Annotated in this window: 14 protein-coding genes and 1 tRNA gene; 7 read left to right on the plus strand and 8 right to left on the minus strand. The window is 63.8% G+C overall.

The window, feature by feature from the left end; all coding sequences use genetic code 11:
• Positions 1-166: 166 nt before the first annotated feature.
• From G5C33_RS10625 to G5C33_RS10645, 5 genes are all read left to right on the plus strand, one after another.
• Entirely contained in the window at positions 167-1273 is a 1107-nt protein-coding gene (locus tag G5C33_RS10625; protein ID WP_165327188.1) for an anhydro-N-acetylmuramic acid kinase, read from the plus strand.
• A gap of 143 nt (positions 1274-1416) precedes the next feature.
• The gene (locus G5C33_RS10630; RefSeq protein ID WP_165327189.1) at positions 1417-4167 is read left to right on the plus strand and encodes a TonB-dependent receptor domain-containing protein; all 2751 of its coding nucleotides are present in this window, start codon (positions 1417-1419) and stop codon (positions 4165-4167) included.
• A 65-nt stretch (positions 4168-4232) separates the two neighbouring features.
• Positions 4233-5795, plus strand: a complete 1563-nt coding sequence (locus G5C33_RS10635) for a sodium:solute symporter (protein ID WP_165327190.1) — start codon at positions 4233-4235, stop codon at positions 5793-5795.
• 7 nt (positions 5796-5802) lie between these two features.
• A complete protein-coding gene (locus tag G5C33_RS10640) occupies positions 5803-6702 on the plus strand; it encodes an N-acetylmuramic acid 6-phosphate etherase (protein WP_165327191.1) in 900 nt (299 codons plus the stop codon).
• A complete protein-coding gene (locus tag G5C33_RS10645; protein ID WP_165327192.1) occupies positions 6695-7423 on the plus strand; it encodes a GntR family transcriptional regulator in 729 nt (242 codons plus the stop codon). Before G5C33_RS10640 ends, G5C33_RS10645 begins: the two co-directional genes overlap by 8 nt.
• A 317-nt stretch (positions 7424-7740) precedes the next feature.
• Here G5C33_RS10645 and G5C33_RS10650 read toward each other — a convergent pair.
• From G5C33_RS10650 to G5C33_RS10675, 6 genes are all read right to left on the minus strand, one after another.
• Positions 7741-7816, minus strand: a tRNA-Glu gene (locus G5C33_RS10650).
• A gap of 45 nt (positions 7817-7861) precedes the next feature.
• Complete coding sequence (locus G5C33_RS10655) at positions 7862-8125, minus strand: hypothetical protein (RefSeq protein WP_165327193.1); 264 nt, start codon at positions 8123-8125, stop codon at positions 7862-7864.
• Complete coding sequence (gene recJ, locus G5C33_RS10660; protein WP_165327194.1) at positions 8113-9876, minus strand: single-stranded-DNA-specific exonuclease RecJ; 1764 nt, start codon at positions 9874-9876, stop codon at positions 8113-8115. The genes G5C33_RS10655 and recJ overlap by 13 nt, the downstream gene beginning before the upstream one ends.
• Before the next feature lie 46 nt (positions 9877-9922).
• Positions 9923-10618 (minus strand): prolyl hydroxylase family protein, encoded by a 696-nt coding sequence (locus tag G5C33_RS10665; RefSeq protein ID WP_165327195.1) that lies wholly within the window; start codon positions 10616-10618, stop codon positions 9923-9925.
• A gap of 78 nt (positions 10619-10696) precedes the next feature.
• Positions 10697-11566, minus strand: a complete 870-nt coding sequence (locus G5C33_RS10670) for an RcnB family protein (RefSeq protein WP_165327196.1) — start codon at positions 11564-11566, stop codon at positions 10697-10699.
• Positions 11567-11667: 101 nt separating this feature from the next.
• On the minus strand, positions 11668-12186 hold the full coding sequence (locus tag G5C33_RS10675; RefSeq protein WP_165327197.1) for a (2Fe-2S)-binding protein: 519 nt from the start codon (positions 12184-12186) through the stop codon (positions 11668-11670).
• A 77-nt stretch (positions 12187-12263) separates the two neighbouring features.
• Between G5C33_RS10675 and G5C33_RS10680 the strand changes: the two genes are divergently transcribed.
• Positions 12264-13064: a DODA-type extradiol aromatic ring-opening family dioxygenase gene (locus G5C33_RS10680; RefSeq protein ID WP_165327198.1), complete on the plus strand. Its 801-nt coding sequence runs from the start codon at positions 12264-12266 to the stop codon at positions 13062-13064.
• Between the two features lie 6 nt (positions 13065-13070).
• On the opposite strand, the gene G5C33_RS10685 is transcribed toward G5C33_RS10680, so the two are convergent.
• Together G5C33_RS10685 and G5C33_RS10690 are read right to left on the minus strand one after the other, a co-directional pair.
• Positions 13071-13832, minus strand: coding sequence for a class II aldolase/adducin family protein (locus G5C33_RS10685; RefSeq protein ID WP_165327199.1), 762 nt, complete (start codon positions 13830-13832; stop codon positions 13071-13073).
• Between the two features lie 108 nt (positions 13833-13940).
• Complete coding sequence (locus G5C33_RS10690; protein ID WP_165327200.1) at positions 13941-15344, minus strand: helix-turn-helix domain-containing protein; 1404 nt, start codon at positions 15342-15344, stop codon at positions 13941-13943.
• A gap of 71 nt (positions 15345-15415) precedes the next feature.
• Between G5C33_RS10690 and G5C33_RS10695 the strand changes: the two genes are divergently transcribed.
• Positions 15416-16933, plus strand: coding sequence for an acyl-CoA carboxylase subunit beta (locus tag G5C33_RS10695; RefSeq protein WP_407698082.1), 1518 nt, complete (start codon positions 15416-15418; stop codon positions 16931-16933).
• Positions 16934-16941 lie beyond the last annotated feature (8 nt).

Genomic DNA, 16941 nt, shown 5'->3' on the forward strand with positions numbered 1-16941 from the left:
CTAATACCACTTTGTTCAAAATGCGCAATTGGTTTTATAATGGTTGCATCGCTGGCTAGCCCTGTGCAGAAGACCCCCGGCACTGGCGCGTGGCGGCGGCGCAGCCTCTCCCTCGCCGAATCGGCGGCTCGTCCGCGCTTTCTGACATCAGATGGAATAGGGCCATATGCGCGTTTTGGGATATATGAGCGGCACATCGCTTGATGGCGTCGACGCGGCAATCATCGATACGGACGGCCATGAGGTCCGGCATTTCGGTCCTGCGGCATTCACTGCCTTTACCGATGGCGAGCGAAAGACCATCGGGCGCGCGGTCGAACTTGGCCTGCGCTGGAACGGCTATGGCGAGACACCGGCGATATTCATCGCCGCGAGCGCCGCCTTGCACGACGTGCACTTGCGGACGGCCGGCAAGCTGCTTGCCGCAAATGGCGGTGCGCTGGATCTTGTCGGATTCCACGGCCAGACAGTGCTTCACCGTCCCGAACGGGGGCTGACGATCCAGATCGGCGACCCGGACCGGCTTAGCCAGGATCTGGGCGTGCCTGTCGTCGCCGGGATGCGTCATGCGGACATGGCGAATGGCGGGCAGGGCGCGCCGCTCGTTCCCGCCTATCACGCGGCGCTTGCTCCCCGGGTCGCGGCGGGTGCCGGGCCGGTGGCGTTCCTCAATCTCGGCGGTGTCGCCAATGTGACCTGGGTGGGCGCCGACGGTACGCTGATAGCGTTCGATACCGGGCCTGCTTGCGGGTTGATCGATTCGCTCGTGCAGGCACGCGGGGCAGGCGCCTATGATGCGGACGGCGCCCTCGCGGCGCGCGGCAAAGTCGATGGTGCGATCCTCGACGCCATGCTTGGCCATCCCTATTTCCGCCAGCGCCCCCCGAAATCGCTGGATCGCTACGACTTCTCGACAAGTCGTGTCGATCCTTTGAGTCTTGAAGATGCGGCCGCGACGCTCACGGCGTTCACGGTAGAGGCGGTCGCGCTTGCATGTGAGGTATTTCCCCGGCCGCCGCGCACGTGGGTCGTATGTGGGGGCGGGCGTCACAACGCGACAATGATGCGCGCGCTGGCGTTGCGGCTGGGGGATTGCCGGTCCGCGGACGACTTCGGATTGCGCGGTGATTTCATTGAGGCGGAGGCGATGGCGTTTCTCGCCGCCAGGTCCCGACTGGGCCTCCCCCTGACCTTTCCCGGCACCACCGGGGTGGCCCGGGCCATCAGCGGCGGAACGCTGTCGCTGCCCGCCCGCGCTCCTGAGTGGTTATAATACCATATGTATACCACTACTTGACATGTCGAAAGATTGTATTGAAAAGGTAACGAGAGTGACATGTCGTGTTCACCTGGATCGCCGTCGCAAACGGATGCGTGACAGGGGGGGGTAAATCAGAGATCATGGAGGTCAGCATCATGAAGCGTAATCTTGGCAATATGGTTGGCTGGGCGGCCTTGGCCGTTTCGCTCGCATCGCTCCCTGGCGTCGCATCGGCTCAGGTGGCGGATGCCGATCAGGCGGATGAAGACGCCTCCTGGCAGGGTGATATCGGCGAAGAGATCATCGTCACCGGCTCGCGAATTCCAACTGCCGGGTTGCAGACAACCAGTCCGGTCGTTGCAGTGTCGCAGGAGGACATCCAGCTTCAGACCGCCCTCACGGTCGAGGATTTCTCGGTCAAGCTACCGCAGCTTTCGGGCGGTGTCCGCCAGGGTTCGCAAGGCAGCGATTCGTTCGGCGCGCAGGTGCTGGAACTGCGTAATTTCGGCCAGAGCCGCTCGCTGGTCCTGATCAACGGAACCCGGGCCGCGCCGTTCAGCTTCCGAAACTCGGCCGACGTCAATGCGTTGCCGGCTTCGTTGATCAAGCGAGTCGAAGTGCTGACCGGCGGCGCCGCCGCGGTTTATGGCGCCGATGCGGTCGCGGGCGTGGTCAACTTCGTCCTGAATGACGATTTTTCGGGCATGCAGGCTTCGGGCGCCGCGCGCCTTTCTGAGCATGGCGGTGAGCAATATGGCGGATCGCTGATGGTCGGCGGTTCGCTTGGCGATCGCGGCCATGTGGTGGTCGCGGCGGACTATACCCGGCGCACGGGCTTCGAGGCGGCCAGTCGCGACTGGGCGGCAACACCCGGTGCCACGATTCCGAGCATCGGCGGGTTCTTCACCGACGTTTCGAGCGGACGGACTTTCGGGTTCACCGATGATGGTCAGTTCACGCTCACGCCGTCGGCCGTTTCGAACATCAGCGATCAGTATCCGGTCGTGTCGGGTCTCGAGCGGATAAACGTCGCGGCGCTGTTCAAATATGAACTGGCGCCCGCAGTCGAGGCCTATGGCCGCGTGATGTACACCAATGTGCAGACCGATGAGACCGGTACGCCGGGTGCCAACCCTCCGGCAATCGATCAGGTCGTCCAGATCTCCGAAACCAACCCGTATCTGACGCCCGATATTCGCAGCCAGCTCACCTTCGTGGGCGGCGTTGCGGATGTGCGCGTCCAGCGGTCGCTCGCGGAACTGGGCGTGATGACCTATAATACCGAACGCGATACGTTTCAGGGTCAGTTGGGCTTTCGCGGTCCGGTGACCGACAATATCCGCTGGAACGTCTATGCCCAATATAGCCGATCGACCGAAGAATCGCCGATCACCGGCGACGGGCTGGTACGCAACAGCTCCGGCCAGAGTGTCTTCGGGCAGGTCGTGAACCAGATCGACATTTTCGGTCCCAATGGTGAAGGGGTGGCCGCGGCATTGGGCAGTACCATCTTCAGCAACGGGCGTGATCGCGACCAGTTCGTGACGTCGGCAACTTTCAGCGGGACGTTCGATGATTTCGTGGTGCTTCCGGCCGGGTCGATCGGCTTTGCGCTGGGCGCGGAATACCGCCGGGAAACGGCGAGCATTACGCAGGACACCGCCATTCTGACAGGCAACACCTACCGCCAGGGGGTGCGCGCCGCCTATAGCGGCGATTTCGACGTCGCCGAACTCTACGGCGAATTGCTGGTTCCGGTGCTCCATGATCTGCCGCTGATCGAGCAACTGGATCTAGGGGGCGCCTATCGTCTAGCCGACTATGATCGCTTCGGCACGCACGGAACCTGGAAGGTCGAGGCCAACTGGAAAGTGGACGACAATGTCCGGCTGCGCGGCACCTACCAGAGCGTGTTGCGCACTCCCAATTTCGGCGAATTCGCGGCGGATACCTCGTCGCTGCCGTTCAGCAATCTCATCACCGTCGCGCGGCTGACGCCGCGTTATGGCGGCGACCCCTGTGTGCTGGGCACCGGCGACGCGGCGCAGTGCGCGCGTTTCGGGGCGCCGGGTGTCGGGTCCGCCGATTCGTTCGATCCCGCCTATCTTTCGGGATCCTATTTCTATGGCGGCAACCCGGACGTGCAGCCCGAAAGCGGCAAGACGACGACGATCGGTGTCGTCCTGACGCCCGAATTCGCGCCGACGCTGAACATCACCGTCGACTGGTACGAGCTCGACCTGGAAGGCGCCGTGGGCGTAATCCAGCCGGTCGCCGCGATCACCAGCTGCTATATTACCGATCCGCGCGCGGATAATCCGCTTTGCGGCCTGGTGACGCGCGATCCGACGACTGGGTATTTCGTCGATGCGTTCGTCAATCAACAGAATCTGGGCCGCATCAATCAGAAGGGCATCGATATCTCGGCGGTATATACGCTCGAATCGCCTGCTCTGCCGGGCCGCGGTATTCGCTTCAGCTACCAGGGCAATATTGTCACCAGCTACACCATCCAGGCGAATTCGACCGTCGATCCGGTCCAGTGCAAGGGCACGTTCGGCGCGACTTGTTCGAGCGATTCGACCACGCTCGTTCAGCCCGATTACCGCCATGATGCCTCGGTGTCCTGGCTGTTGGCGGGTGGGCTGGTGCAGTTCAACTGGCAGCGGATAGGCAAGGTCGACAACAGCGCCCCGGGCGCGACGGACAGCATCCCCGCGCAGAACATCTTTGACCTGACCGGTTCGATGGACCTGAACGATATGTTCACGCTGAATGCCGGCATCTACAATCTGTTCGACAAGGAGCCTCCCTTTGTGGCGAGCGGCGGGGTATTCAACACCTTCCCCGACACGTACGACATCCTCGGCCGGACCTATGGCCTCTCGCTGACCGCTCGTTTCTAATGGTCTCTGCGTCGGGTGTCCGGCCGCTGCGCCGGACACCCGCGCGTCGGAAGTGAGGCACTGGAATGTTGCCCTTTAGTAGCATCGACTGGATCGTGATCGCGATCTACATCCTCCTGCTGGGCCTGGTCGGCTGGCTATGTTCTCCGAAGAAGACCGAATCCGCGCGGGACTATTTTCTCGCCGGCGGGACGGTGCCCGCCTGGCTGGCGGCCGTTTCGGTGCTGTCCACCACGCAGTCGGCGGCGACGTTTCTCGGCGGGCCCGATTACGGCTACAAAGGGGACCTTACCTATCTGAGCACCATCCTGGGCGCGTTTCTGGGGTTTGCATTCGTCGCGCATGTTCTGATCCCGCGCTTTTACGCCATGCGTGCGACAACTGTGTACGAACTGCTCGGCCAGCGCTTCGGTGAGCGGGCGATGAAATGGGCGGGCGGAATGTTCCTTGTGGGGCGGCTGCTGGCCAGCGGCGCGCGCGTATATCTTGCCGCGATCGCGATCGCGATGGTGATGACCGGCATGGTCACCTCGGCCACCGTGATGGCTGCGTCGGCCCTGCTGGTGATCGTCAGTCTCGGCTTCACGTTCTTCGGCGGGCTGAAGTCGGTGATCTGGAACGATTTCCTTCAGTTCAATGTCTATGTCGTCGCGGCACTGGCCATCCTGGTCTATCTGCGCCTTTCCATCCCCGTCTCGAACGAGGAAATACTGGCGGCGCTTTCCGCCGCGCCGGACGGTATGAACAAGCTGCGCCTGTTCGATCTGTCCCTGGACCTTTCGCACCCCTTCTCGCTGCTGGCGGTACTGACCGGGGTCGCGCTGCTCTATGTCGCCAATGCCGGGCTCGATCAGGATACCACCCAGCGGTTGCTCGCCTGCAAGGATGCCAGGGAAGGGGCCCGCGGTCTGTATATTTCGGCTGCGGCAACGCTGCCGGTCATCGCGATCTTCGTGTTCATCGGTTCGCTGCTTCACATCTATTATGGCCGACCGGACCTGATGCAGGGCGCCGGCGGCCAGGCGGGTGAAGCGATCTCCGGCGAGAAGGTGAACGTCTTCATGTACTATATTCTGACGGAAGTTCCTTCGGGCCTGCGCGGGCTGGCGACGATCGGCATCGTGGCGGCGGCGGTGGGCACGACGAATTCGGCGCTCAACTCGATGTCGTCGGTGCTGATCCAGGATTTCTATCGGCCCTGGCGGGAACGGCGCGGTCAGGTCGCTGAGTATCACTTCGTCGTCGCGGGGCGCGCCGGAATGGCGCTTATCGGGCTCGGAATGTTCGTGCTCTCGGCACTTTCCTATTATTGGCAGAGAAATACTGAAATGGGACTCCTCGAGTTCGCACTTCAGGTCATGGTATTCGCATATGCCGGGCTGCTGGGGGTCTATTTCACCGCGGTGTTCACGCAGCGCGGCAATAGCGGATCGGTGGTCGCGGCGCTGTTCGCCGGTTTCGTCACCGTTCTTCTGTTTCAGCCGGCGATCGCGCAGATGCTGCATTTCCCCGCAGTCCTCGCCGGGCTCTCCTTCCCCTTCCAGCTCTGCCTGGGCACGCTGGTTGCTGCGATAGTCTGCGCGGCACCGGCGGGTCACAAGGCATCCATCAAGCCGCAATTCAGTTGAGGATCCCATGAATACTGAAGCCCGTGATCCTCGTTATGTGGAGATTGACCGCTGGCCCACATCGGTGGCCGTCGCCGCGATGATCGAAGCCCAGATATCCGCCGTCGCCAGTCTGCAGTCACAAACCGAACGGATCGCCGAGGCGGCCGAGGGCGCGGCCGAAAGGCTCGGTGACACAGGGCGGCTCGTCTATGTCGGCGCGGGCACTTCGGGCAGGCTGGCTGTTCAGGACGGTGCCGAACTGTTCCCGACCTTCGGCTGGCCGCATGAGCGGCTGGCCTTTCTGATGGCCGGTGGAATCGAGGTGTTCACGAAAGCGGCCGAGATGGCCGAGGACGATGCGGATACCGCGCGCCAGGAGATTGCCGCCGCCGGGATCGGACGTGACGATGTAGTGATCGGCGTGGCTGCCAGCGGACGGACGCCGTACACGCTTGCCGCGATCACATCGGCGCGTGAGGCCGGGGCGCTGACGATCGGCGTGGCGAACAATCCCGGCAGCGCCCTGCTGGAAGCGGCGGAAATCGGTCTGCTCGCCCGGACCGGTGCCGAAGTAATCGCGGGGTCCACTCGCATGAAGGCCGGAACGGCCCAGAAAGTCCTTCTCAACACGCTGTCTACGGCAATCATGCTCCGGCGCGGGCTCGTTTACGACGGCATGATGGTCAATATGAAGATCTCGAACGAAAAGCTTCAGAGCCGCGCCGAACAAATGGTGCAGGATATCGCCAGGGTGGATACCGATACTGCCGCCGCGGCGTTGGATTCTGCGGATCTGGATATAAAATTGGGCGTGCTGTTGGCGCTGGGTCTGAGTAAGGTGGCGGCGATCCAGCTTCTTCACGCGCACAAGCAGAACTTACGTCAGGCGCTGAACGCAATGCAAAAGGCAACGGCGAATGCGTGAAATATTCGGTGACTTTAAGAGTGACAGCACGCCGCTTTACCTGCAGCTTGCTCGAAATCTGCGCGACCATATCGAAAGTGGTGCCGTGCAGCCCGGCAGCGCATTGCCGTCCGAGCGTGAGCTATCGGAAATGGCTGGGCTGTCGCGGGTCACGGTCCGCAAGGGGATCGGGCAACTGATCGCCGAAGGCGTACTGGTTCGCAAACGTGGATCCGGGACCTTTGTAGCGCGGCGCATCGAGGCGCCCGGCTCGACTCTGACAAGCTTCAGTGACGACACCAGAGCGCGCGGCGAAGAGCCGGGCGTGGTCTGGATGATCAAGGAGCAGGCACAGCCGACGCAGGAAGAAGCGGCGGTCCTGAAAATAGGCACAAATCAAATCGTCGCGCGATTGAGCCGCGTTCGTCTGGCCGATGGGGAGCCGCTGGCAATCGAACATGCGGTCGTGTCGTCGGAGTTTCTGCCCGATCTCGATGCCGTGGGCGATTCGCTCTATCTCGCGCTTGAATCGAATGGCTTTCGTCCCACTGCGGGCACCCAACGAGTGCGCGCGTCACTCGCGTCGCCGACAGAGGCGGGCATCCTGCGTATCATGCAGAATTCCGAGGTAATGCGCATCGAGCGCGTGACTCGCATCCCGGACGGTCGGATCGTGGAATATACGCGCTCGGTATATCGCGGCGATCGGTACGATTTCGTCACGGACATCAACAGCCCATAGCGCGCGGCAACGGGCATCGCCGCACAGGGTGTGACGATACAACCCGAAGCGATGTGCCGCATGCTGTTTTCTTTTCCTGCGCTCGCTGCAGCTGAGGGCGATCACTGCGGTGGTTCCATCAGCGGTGGACGCGGCTGTGGCCGAAGGGAGCACGGCCTGTTCGGATCGACCGACGCAAATCACAGATAGCCGGGGATTGGCAGGATACGCTTCCGCGCAGGGCTTTTGCCCGGGCCGGCGCGCTCGTATCCGCATGAAAATATCAGTCGAATATCTTCCGGCTTGCGCACCGCTTCACCTGACCTTTCGAAAAAGGTTGGTGACCCCTACGGGACTCGAACCCGTGTTTCAGCCGTGAAAGGGCCGCGTCCTAGACCGCTAGACGAAGGGGCCATGCCGAAGCGTGGACCGGCCGGTTAGGGAATAGATTCGCTGCGGTCAAGCGCTGCGTTCAAAAGCGACCATTCTTCGTCCCGCACCGCGTGCTTTTGCCAGCAATGCGCGCCAGTCGCGGCGGAAACCCGGCAGCGTTTCGAGCTGGCGAATCAGCCGCGACCAGATTTGCGAGCGTTCGTGAAAGAAATAGCGGCGGCCGCGCATCTCGACTTCGCAGCAAAGCAGCTCCGCCTGCGGGTCGATGCGCTTGTAGAAGGTAACGTTGCGAATGTCGCTCAGCGACAGCGGCATCTTCAATCGGCCCATGCGGCGTCCTCCACATGCAGTTCGGCGGCGGGGCGGGCGCCCCAGTCGTCGATCTTCGCGCGCCCCGCGATCCACAGCTTGCGATAGGGAGGCGCCGAAAGCAGCGCCTGACCCAGCTCGCTGTCCGCCTGACGAAAGGCGACGCTCTTGATCGAGCGGCCATCATCGCCCGCAACGATTGCACGCACATGACCATTGCCGACGATATCTGCCTTCACGACCTTTACCGGCCCGGCGGCGACGCGCGGCGCGGGCCAGCCCATGCCATAGGGGCCGCCTTCCTCCATCGCGGTGACCAGATCGGGATTGATTCCGCCCGGCGCGAGTACTGCATCGAGCAGCAGCGCACGTTCGCCGCGCGCCTTCGCCACACGGTCGGCGAGCTGATCCTCGAGAAATTCCTCGAAACGGTCGATGTCGGCTTCGGCGAGCGTCACGCCCGCCGCCATTGCGTGGCCGCCGCCCGCCTGCAGCAACCCGCTTTCCTTGGCCGACAGGATCGCCGCGCCGAGATCGACTCCGGCGATCGAACGGCCCGATCCCTTGCCGATGCCATGTTCGTCGACCGCGATGACGATGGCGGGGCGCCCCATCTTTTCCTTGATGCGGCCCGCGACGATGCCGATGACGCCGGGATGCCAGCCGCGCGCGGCGACGACGGCGACCGAATGATTGCCCTTGGTCTCGCACAGCTGTTCGGCTGCGGACTGAACCTCAGCCTCGATCGCGCGGCGCGCCTGGTTGAGCTCGTCGAGTTCCTGCGCGATGGCGCGCGCTTCCTCGGCATCCTGTGTGGTGAGCAGGCGTACGCCGAGATCGGACTTGCCGACGCGCCCCCCGGCATTGATCCGCGGCCCGAGCGCGAAGCCGAGATCGCTGCAGGTCGGCGCCCGAGTGAGGCGGGAGGCTTCGATCAGCGCGTTGAGGCCGATATTGCGCCGCTGGCCCATCACCTTCAGCCCCTGTGCGACAAAGGCGCGATTTAGCCCGCGCAGCGCCGCGACGTCCGCCACGGTGCCCAGCGCGACGATATCGAGCAGGTCCAGCAGGCGAGGCTCGGGGCGTTCCTTAAACCAGCCGCGTCCGCGCAATTCGCGCACCAACGCCGCGCCGAGCAGCCACGCCATGCCGACCGCCGCGAGATGGCCGTGCGCGGCGCCTTCGTCTTCGTCGAGCCGGTTGGGATTGACCAGCGCATGGGCAAGCGGGAGTTCGGATGCGCATTTGTGGTGATCGACCACGACCACGTCGACGCCCGCGTCACGCGCCATTTCCAGCGCGTCGAACGCTTGCGCGCCGCAATCGACCGTGACGATCAGGCTTGCCCCTTCACCATGCAGCCGCACCAGAGCTTCGCCCGAGGGGCCATATCCTTCCATCAGCCGGTCGGGGATATAGGCGCGCGCTTCGAGCCCCAGATCGCGCAGCAGGCGGATCAGCAGCGCGGCGGAGGTCGCGCCGTCGACATCATAGTCGCCGAAGATCGTAACCGACTCCCCCGACTGGACGGCATCGGCCAGCCGCCGGGCCGCGCTGTCCATGTCGCGAAAGATCGACGGGTCGGGCATGAACTCGCGGATGCTGGGCGCGCGGTGGCGATCAATGTCCTCGCGCGGGCATCCGCGCGCCAAAAGTAACTGCGTGACCAGATCGTCCGGCGCGAAACCGGGATCGCGCGCGTCGGTGGCGAGCCCCCGCCAATGCCAGGGCTGGCCGAGAATCGATCGATGGATATTGAGAACCGGAGACATCGCCACTGTCTAGCGTCACAGCGGGATCAGGGGAACGGAGTCGCGATCAATAGGCCTGGAAGGAGGTGCGGATCCACGGGCCTTCGCGGAACCATTTGGTGATGATGTATTTGGTGCCTTCGATCACGGCCATGCCTTCATGAAGCGTGTCGTAATTCGGGCTGCCGTCGCGCGACATGTTGTTCCAGACGACGAGCATGCCCTTTTTCGGCGCGATCCTCAGGCCTGCACGCGGGAACCATGTGGCGCCGCCTTCCTCGACATCGTTGAGGAAGATCATCGCGGTCCAGGTCCGCTGCCCGCCCTGTTTCTCCATTGCGGGCCAATAGGGCTCGGTTTCGTGGAAATAGTCGCAATGGGCCCGGAACTGCTGGCCGGGGGCATAGCGCTGCCCCTGCATCGTTTCGCCATTTTCCGGCGAGATGCCGAGAAGGTGGGCCAGCCGCTCGTCAATCGCACGTACCGCCGGATCCCAACGATCCATGTCGCAGCTTTCGCTGGTGCGAAACTCGGGGTCCTCGTGCCGCGACAGCAGAGTCGAAGGACGCCGATTGGCATCGATCCGCTCGACCAGCATCGCGCATTCCTCATCCGTCAGATAGTCGGGATAATAATAGAGCTGGGCGTGCTCGGTCTTCGCACGGCGCAGGCCGGGCGTGGATTCCAGCCGACCGGTCACGTCACGGCTGATGCGGGCGCGGGCCGGGGAAGGGCGGCCATTTCGTTTCAGTGCTTGAGCCACGCGACGCAGATTGCGTGCCTGCGCGCCGATTGCAAGCAATAACCCCGGGCGCGGCGTCCGCACCCGGGGCTGATCGGCTCACCAGAAGATGTCGTATTCGACGTCGACGATCCGGCCGGTGCGAATATCGATCAGGAGCGCGTCGTTATAATAGCGCACCCAGCGATAGGGGCCGTAGGCCGGCGGCAGGCGATACTGCCAGGGATCGTTGATCCAGTAGTTCGGCGCAAAGAGCATCGAACCGATAGTCAGCCCGATCGAAAAGCGCCGGTAGCCGTAATGATAGTTCCGCGGCGCATAATAGCGCGGCAGGCGGTACACGTTGCGGTGCGAGCGGCGATAGTGGCGCCAGTTGTAGCGATCGTTCCGGCGCCATTCGCGCGACCAGTTGCGGCGGTCGTCCCAACCGCGGCGATAGCGGGCATCGTCGCGCCAGTCGTTGTAGCGGCGCTGCGCATTGTGGCGGCGCTGCTGTGCCTCGCGACGTTCGCGCGCCTCCTGACGGCGCTGTGCCTCGCGGGTCAGACGGGCACGGTCAACGCGCCGGTCTCCGCGATCCTGCCGCTGGTCGCGACGCCATTCCTGGCGATTGTCCCGGCGATCCTGCCGCCAGTCGCCGCGATTGTCCTGACGGCCGCGGCGGGCATCCTGGCGATCGCCCCGGCGGTCACGACGGGCGTCCTGTCGGTCGTCCCGGCGGTCGCGTCGCGCGTCCTGACGGTTATCCTGACGTCCGCGACGGGCGTCCTGGCGGTCGCCGCGGTTGCTGCGCCTATCCTGGCGCGCATCCTGACGCTGCTGGCGTGCCTGCTGCGTATAGCGCTGGCGCTGATTTTCGAACCGCTCCTGGCGCGACTGGCCCTGGATACGGTCGCCACGCTGAGCGCTGGCCGAAACAGGCGCAAGTGCGGTTGCGGCGATCAGCGCCGCAATGAAATATCTGTTCATAGGTTCCTCCGCCGGTCCGGCGCTCTGCCGGCTCCAAGTAACGCTTTGGTAACAAGTGGGAGATGAGCAGAGGCTGAATTGCGTTGAAATAAACCGTAAAGCTAAGCCCCGTTTCCAAATCCGGGGGAAGGCGATCCTTCTCCGTTTTCCCCGGGCGCCTGCGTCTCGCCCCGGGCGATACTTGCCGCATGGCTGATCGCATCGACCAGACGGGGATAGATGCCGCAGCGGCAGATATTGGGGATCGCGCCCTTGATATCGGCTTCGGAAGGCGAGCGATTGCCCTGCAGCAGCACGGCGGCGGACATGACGACGCCCGGGATGCAATAGCCGCATTGCGGCACGTTCGCTGCGATAAGCGCCTGTTGTACCGGGTGGCCGCGATCCTTCGCCAGCCCCTCGATCGTCGTGACGAAGGTCCCTTCCAGCGAAGCGATCGACATTTGGCAGGCCGGACGCGCGGCGCCGTCGACAATCACCATGCACGCCCCGCATTCGCCCGTGCCGCACCCGTATTTTGTGCCGGTTAGGTTCGATGCGTCACGCAGCGCCCAGAGCAGCGGCGTGTCGGGGTCCATCTTGTATTCGATGGGCTTGTTGTTGACCGTGAAGCGAGTCATGCCGTGTTTCTAGCCGCAAAGCTATGCTTTCCGAAACCGGGATTGTGCAGGGTCGCTACGCACCCGACATGAGCGGTATGAAACAGCCCTCCCTTTTCCTGCCGCATGGCGGCGGACCCTGCTTCTTCATGGACCCCGATGGCGGCCCGGCCGACCTGATGTGGCAACCGATGCAGGACTATCTCGCCCATGCGATCGCCGATCTGCCCGAGCGACCGCGCGCGATCCTTTTGATCTCCGGCCATTGGGAGGAGGATGTCGTAACCGTTCATACCGGCAACGGCCAGCCGTTGCTCTATGACTATTACGGCTTTCCCGAACATACCTATCGCTTGCGCTGGGATGCGCCGGGTGCCCCGGACGTTGCCGCGCGCGCCAGGGCACTGATCGAAGGCGCCGGTTTTCCGGCGGGCGAGGAGCACGAGCGCGGTTGGGATCACGGGGTGTTCATTCCGATGAAGGTGGCAGTGCCCGAGGCCGACATCCCGCTCGCGCAACTGTCGCTGCGCAAGGATCTCGATCCGGCCGACCATATTGCGATCGGTCGTGCGCTGGCGCCGCTTCGCGACGAAGGCGTGCTGATCGTCGGATCGGGGATGAGCTTCCACAATCTGCGTCAGCGCGGACCGCAGGTGACGCCGACTGCCGACGAATGGGATCGCGCGCTGACCGACGCGGTTACCGACCCGGATCCGAAACGTCGCGCCGAACGCGTCGCCGCATGGGACCGGCTGCCGCACGCGCACTATGCCCATCCGCGCGAGGAACATCTGCTACCGCTGATGGTCGCGCTGGGGGCAGGGGGCGACGATTCCGCCGCGCTCGATTTTCGCGGCGAAGTGATCGGCTGGGTCGTCTCGGGGTATCGATTCGGCTGAGCCGCGTCAGTTGCGCCAACTGGTGTCGATGCGATCGACAAGCCGCACCATCGCGTCGAAATCCGCCTTGCCGGGGCCGCCGGGGATCTGGACCTTGGACAAGTCGCGCTGGTGTACCGCGACGACGTCCTCGGGCACATGAACCGGCTGGCCCATCGAAAGCGTCGCCATCTGGATCTCGCAGGCGCGCTGAAGCCCCCAGTGCATCAGGAAGGCCTGCGGAAGCGTCTTGCCCATGACGAGAATGCCGTGGTTGCGCAGGAACATCGCGCGCTTGTCGCCGAGATTGGCGATCAGCCGCTCGCCTTCCTCTGCCCGCACGGTGACCCCTTCGAAATCGTGATAGGCGACCTGACCGATGAAGTTGCAGGCATAGAAATTGATCGGCTGCAGCCCGCCTTCGAGCGCGCTGACGGCCATCCCGGCGGTGGTATGGGTGTGCATCACGCAATGCGCGTCGGGCAGATGGCGGTGAAAGACGCTGTGCTGCGTGAACCCCGCCGGGTTCACCGGATAGGGATTGTCGGTCAGCTTGTTGCCGTCAATGTCGATCTTGACGAGGTTCGACGCGCAGACTTCGCTGAAATGCAGGCCATAGGGGTTGATCAGGAAGGCATTGTCCTCGCCCGGCACCTTCACCGTAATGTGGTTGTAGATCATCTCGTCCCAGCCGAGCATCGCGAAGACGCGGTAGCAGGCGGCCAGCTCCTGCCGCGCCTCCCATTCGGCATCGCTGACTTGCGGGCGGGCAATCGCTGCGGTGGCCATGACATTCTCTCCGGTTTGTTTTGCGGGAGAATGCCACGCGCGTGCGAGTCCGCGCAAATCGCGGGGGTGTCGTAGCGTTCACACCTTCCCCGTTGGTGCTGAGCTTGATCAGCGAAAGCTGTACGGCACCGCCGCGCGCACATCGGGATCGATCTCAATGATCGAAGCCGCCGGCGGAAACGCGCGCTGGTCGCAATTACGGCGGGGGCAGATGCGGCAGCTCGTGCCGATCGGCGTTGCCGCCTCGTTGCTGCCCAGCGCATCGGCATAGACGAAGTCGGCGGCGTGCTCCTCCTCGCATCCCAGCGCGACGGCATAGCGACGCGGGGTGCGCGCGAAGCTGCCCGAAGGCTTCACCAGCCCCTTGGCCATCGAGACATAGCGCGTCCCGTCGGGCATTTCGGCGCGCTGGACGAGCACGCGGTCGGGGATCGCGACGGCCTCATGCACCACCCAGAGCGGGCAGGCGCCGCCGAAGCGCGCGAATTGCAGGCGTGTCGCCGAATGGCGCTTGGTGATGTTGCCAGCCATGTCGACGCGGCAGAAGAAGACGGGCAGGCCGACATCGCCCGGCCGCTGCAGCGTGGAGAGCCGGTGGCATGCCTGTTCGAAACTTACCCCGAAGCGCTGGCGCAGGCGGTCGATATCGTGGCGCACTTCCTGCGCCTGTGCGCGAAATGCGCCATAAGGCATCAGCATCGCGCCGGCCGCATAGTTGGCGAGGCCGACGCTCAGCAGCTCGCGCGCGGCATCGGTCGCCAGCTCGGCATTTTTCGCCACCAGCCGCATTTCGTTGGGCAGCTCCAGCCGCACGAGCAGATTCGCCAGGAGGAATGCGCGGCTTTCGGGCGGAAGGCCGGTGTTGAGCCGAAATACGCGCGCCTTCTTGTCGAAGCTGCTAAGTCCGGTCGCGTCGCTGTCGTCGCGTTCGACGCGTACCGCGTGCCACAGCCGCAGCCGATCCTCGATCGCGCGGTCTAGCGGTTCGTTGTCGGCGAGCGTATCGCGCAGCACTTCTGCCGAACGATCGAGCGCGTCGATATAATTGCCCTCGGCCTGAAACCAGTCGCGCACTTCCTCCCAGGGAAGCTGCGGCCCTTCCGCCGCGCCGCTTTCCACCCGGTCGTCGAGCACGCGGAGCTGCTCCTGGCTGCGGCGATAGGCTTCGTGGACGGCGATCAGGCGGCGGGCGAGGAGAGGTTGCTGCTCCATCGCGCGCTGCATCGCGTCCTCGTCGAGCCGGTCGCGCGGCACGCTGACGTCGGTCGCCGCCTCCACCGCGGCGCGCAGCACGGGGAGCTGATCGTCGCTCTCGATATTCTCGAACGGAAATTCGCGTGCGATCGCCAGCAGCACCGGTGGCGTGATCGGCCGGTCGTTATTTTCGATCTGCGAGAGATAGCTGACCGAGATGCCGAGCCGCTCGGCAAGCGCCGCCTGGGCGATGCCGTGGCGGTTGCGCAGCTCGCGCAGCTTGTATCCGGCAAAGAGGCGCTGACGGGCGGGTTTCATGCCCGCATTCTATATTTGCAAACCCCCTAACGGCAAGTTTGCAACATTGCAGTTGCATCATGACAAGAGGATTGAAAGGGAGAACGACCGAATTCAGGAGGTTGGATGCTGGAAATCCTCGAAAAGCTCGAAGCGCGGCGCAACATGGCAAGGGCAAGCTCACCGCGCGCGAGCGGCTCGACGTGCTGCTCGATCCGGGCTCGTTCGAAGAATATGACATGTATGTCGAGCATAACTGCGTCGATTTCGGCATGCCCGATCAGGTGGTGCCCGGCGACGGCGTGGTGACCGGCTCAGGCACGATCAACGGCCGCCTCGTCTTCGTGTTCAGCCAGGACTTCACGGTGTTCGGCGGATCGCTGTCCGAGCGGCATGCGCAGAAGATCTGCAAGGTCATGGACATGGCGATGAAGGTCGGCGCGCCGGTGATCGGCCTCAACGATTCGGGCGGCGCGCGTATTCAGGAAGGCGTCGCGAGCCTTGCCGGCTATGCCGAAGTGTTCCAGCGCAACGTGATGGCCTCCGGCGTGATCCCGCAGCTTTCGCTGATCATGGGCCCGTGCGCGGGCGGGGCGGTGTACAGCCCGGCGATGACCGACTTCATCTTCATGGTGAAGGATTCGAGCTACATGTTCGTCACCGGGCCCGATGTGGTGAAGACCGTCACCAACGAAGTGGTGACGCAGGAGGAATTGGGCGGCGCCGTTACCCACACCACCAAATCCTCGGTCGCCGACGTCGCGTTCGAGAACGATATCGAGGCGCTGCTCGCCGCGCGCGACTTCATCGATTTCCTCCCCGCGTCGAACCGCGAGGAAGTTCCCGAGCGCCCGACCGACGATCCCTGGGACCGCGCCGAGCAAAGCCTCGACACGCTGATCCCGCCCAACGCAAATCAGCCCTATGACATGCACGAGCTGATTTCGAAGACGCTAGACGACGGCGATTTCTTCGAAGTGCAGCCGGGCCATGCCGGCAACATCCTCTGCGGCTTCGGCCGGATCGAGGGGCGCACGGTGGGCGTGGTCGCCAACCAGCCGATGGTGCTGGCGGGCGTGCTCGACATCAACAGCTCGAAAAAGGCCGCGCGGTTCGTGCGCTTCTGCGACGCGTTCGAAATCCCGATCCTGACCTTTGTCGACGTGCCGGGCTTCCTGCCGGGCGTCGGGCAGGAGCATAACGGCATCATCAAGCATGGCGCGAAACTGCTCTTCGCTTATGCCGAGGCGACCGTTCCCAAGATCACCGTCATCACGCGCAAGGCCTATGGCGGCGCATACGATGTGATGGCATCGAAGCACCTGCGCGGTGATTTGAACTATGCCTGGCCGACCGCCGAGATCGCGGTGATGGGCGCCAAGGGCGCGGTCGAGATCATCTTCCGCGGCCGCACGCCGGAGGAAATCGCCGAGAAGACCAAGGAATATGAAGACCGCTTCGCCAACCCCTTCGTGGCGGCGAGCAAGGGCTTCATCGACGAGGTCATCATGCCGCATTCCACGCGCCGCCGCATCGCGCTGGGGCTCCGCAAGCTGCGCAACAAGCAGCTCGAGAACCCGTGGAAGAAGCATGATAATATTCCGCTGTGAGACGACCG

This window comes from Sphingosinithalassobacter tenebrarum, assembly GCF_011057975.1.
Classification (GTDB): domain Bacteria; phylum Pseudomonadota; class Alphaproteobacteria; order Sphingomonadales; family Sphingomonadaceae; genus Sphingomonas; species Sphingomonas tenebrarum.

Excerpts from the sequence above, each read along its gene's own strand:
- G5C33_RS10655 (WP_165327193.1), bottom strand. The coding sequence starts at position 8,125 with ATGGGCCGATTGAAGATGCCGCTGTCGCTGAGCGACATTCGCAACGTT.
- G5C33_RS10645 (WP_165327192.1), top strand. The coding sequence starts at position 6,695 with ATGCGTGAAATATTCGGTGACTTTAAGAGTGACAGCACGCCGCTTTAC.
- G5C33_RS10640 (WP_165327191.1), top strand. The coding sequence starts at position 5,803 with ATGAATACTGAAGCCCGTGATCCTCGTTATGTGGAGATTGACCGCTGG.
- G5C33_RS10630 (WP_165327189.1), top strand. The coding sequence starts at position 1,417 with ATGAAGCGTAATCTTGGCAATATGGTTGGCTGGGCGGCCTTGGCCGTT.
- recJ (WP_165327194.1), bottom strand. The coding sequence starts at position 9,876 with ATGTCTCCGGTTCTCAATATCCATCGATCGATTCTCGGCCAGCCCTGG.
- G5C33_RS10690 (WP_165327200.1), bottom strand. The coding sequence starts at position 15,344 with ATGAAACCCGCCCGTCAGCGCCTCTTTGCCGGATACAAGCTGCGCGAG.
- G5C33_RS10685 (WP_165327199.1), bottom strand. The coding sequence starts at position 13,832 with ATGGCCACCGCAGCGATTGCCCGCCCGCAAGTCAGCGATGCCGAATGG.
- G5C33_RS10675 (WP_165327197.1), bottom strand. The coding sequence starts at position 12,186 with ATGACTCGCTTCACGGTCAACAACAAGCCCATCGAATACAAGATGGAC.
- G5C33_RS10625 (WP_165327188.1), top strand. The coding sequence starts at position 167 with ATGCGCGTTTTGGGATATATGAGCGGCACATCGCTTGATGGCGTCGAC.
- G5C33_RS10635 (WP_165327190.1), top strand. The coding sequence starts at position 4,233 with ATGTTGCCCTTTAGTAGCATCGACTGGATCGTGATCGCGATCTACATC.
- G5C33_RS10680 (WP_165327198.1), top strand. The coding sequence starts at position 12,264 with ATGAAACAGCCCTCCCTTTTCCTGCCGCATGGCGGCGGACCCTGCTTC.
- G5C33_RS10670 (WP_165327196.1), bottom strand. The coding sequence starts at position 11,566 with ATGAACAGATATTTCATTGCGGCGCTGATCGCCGCAACCGCACTTGCG.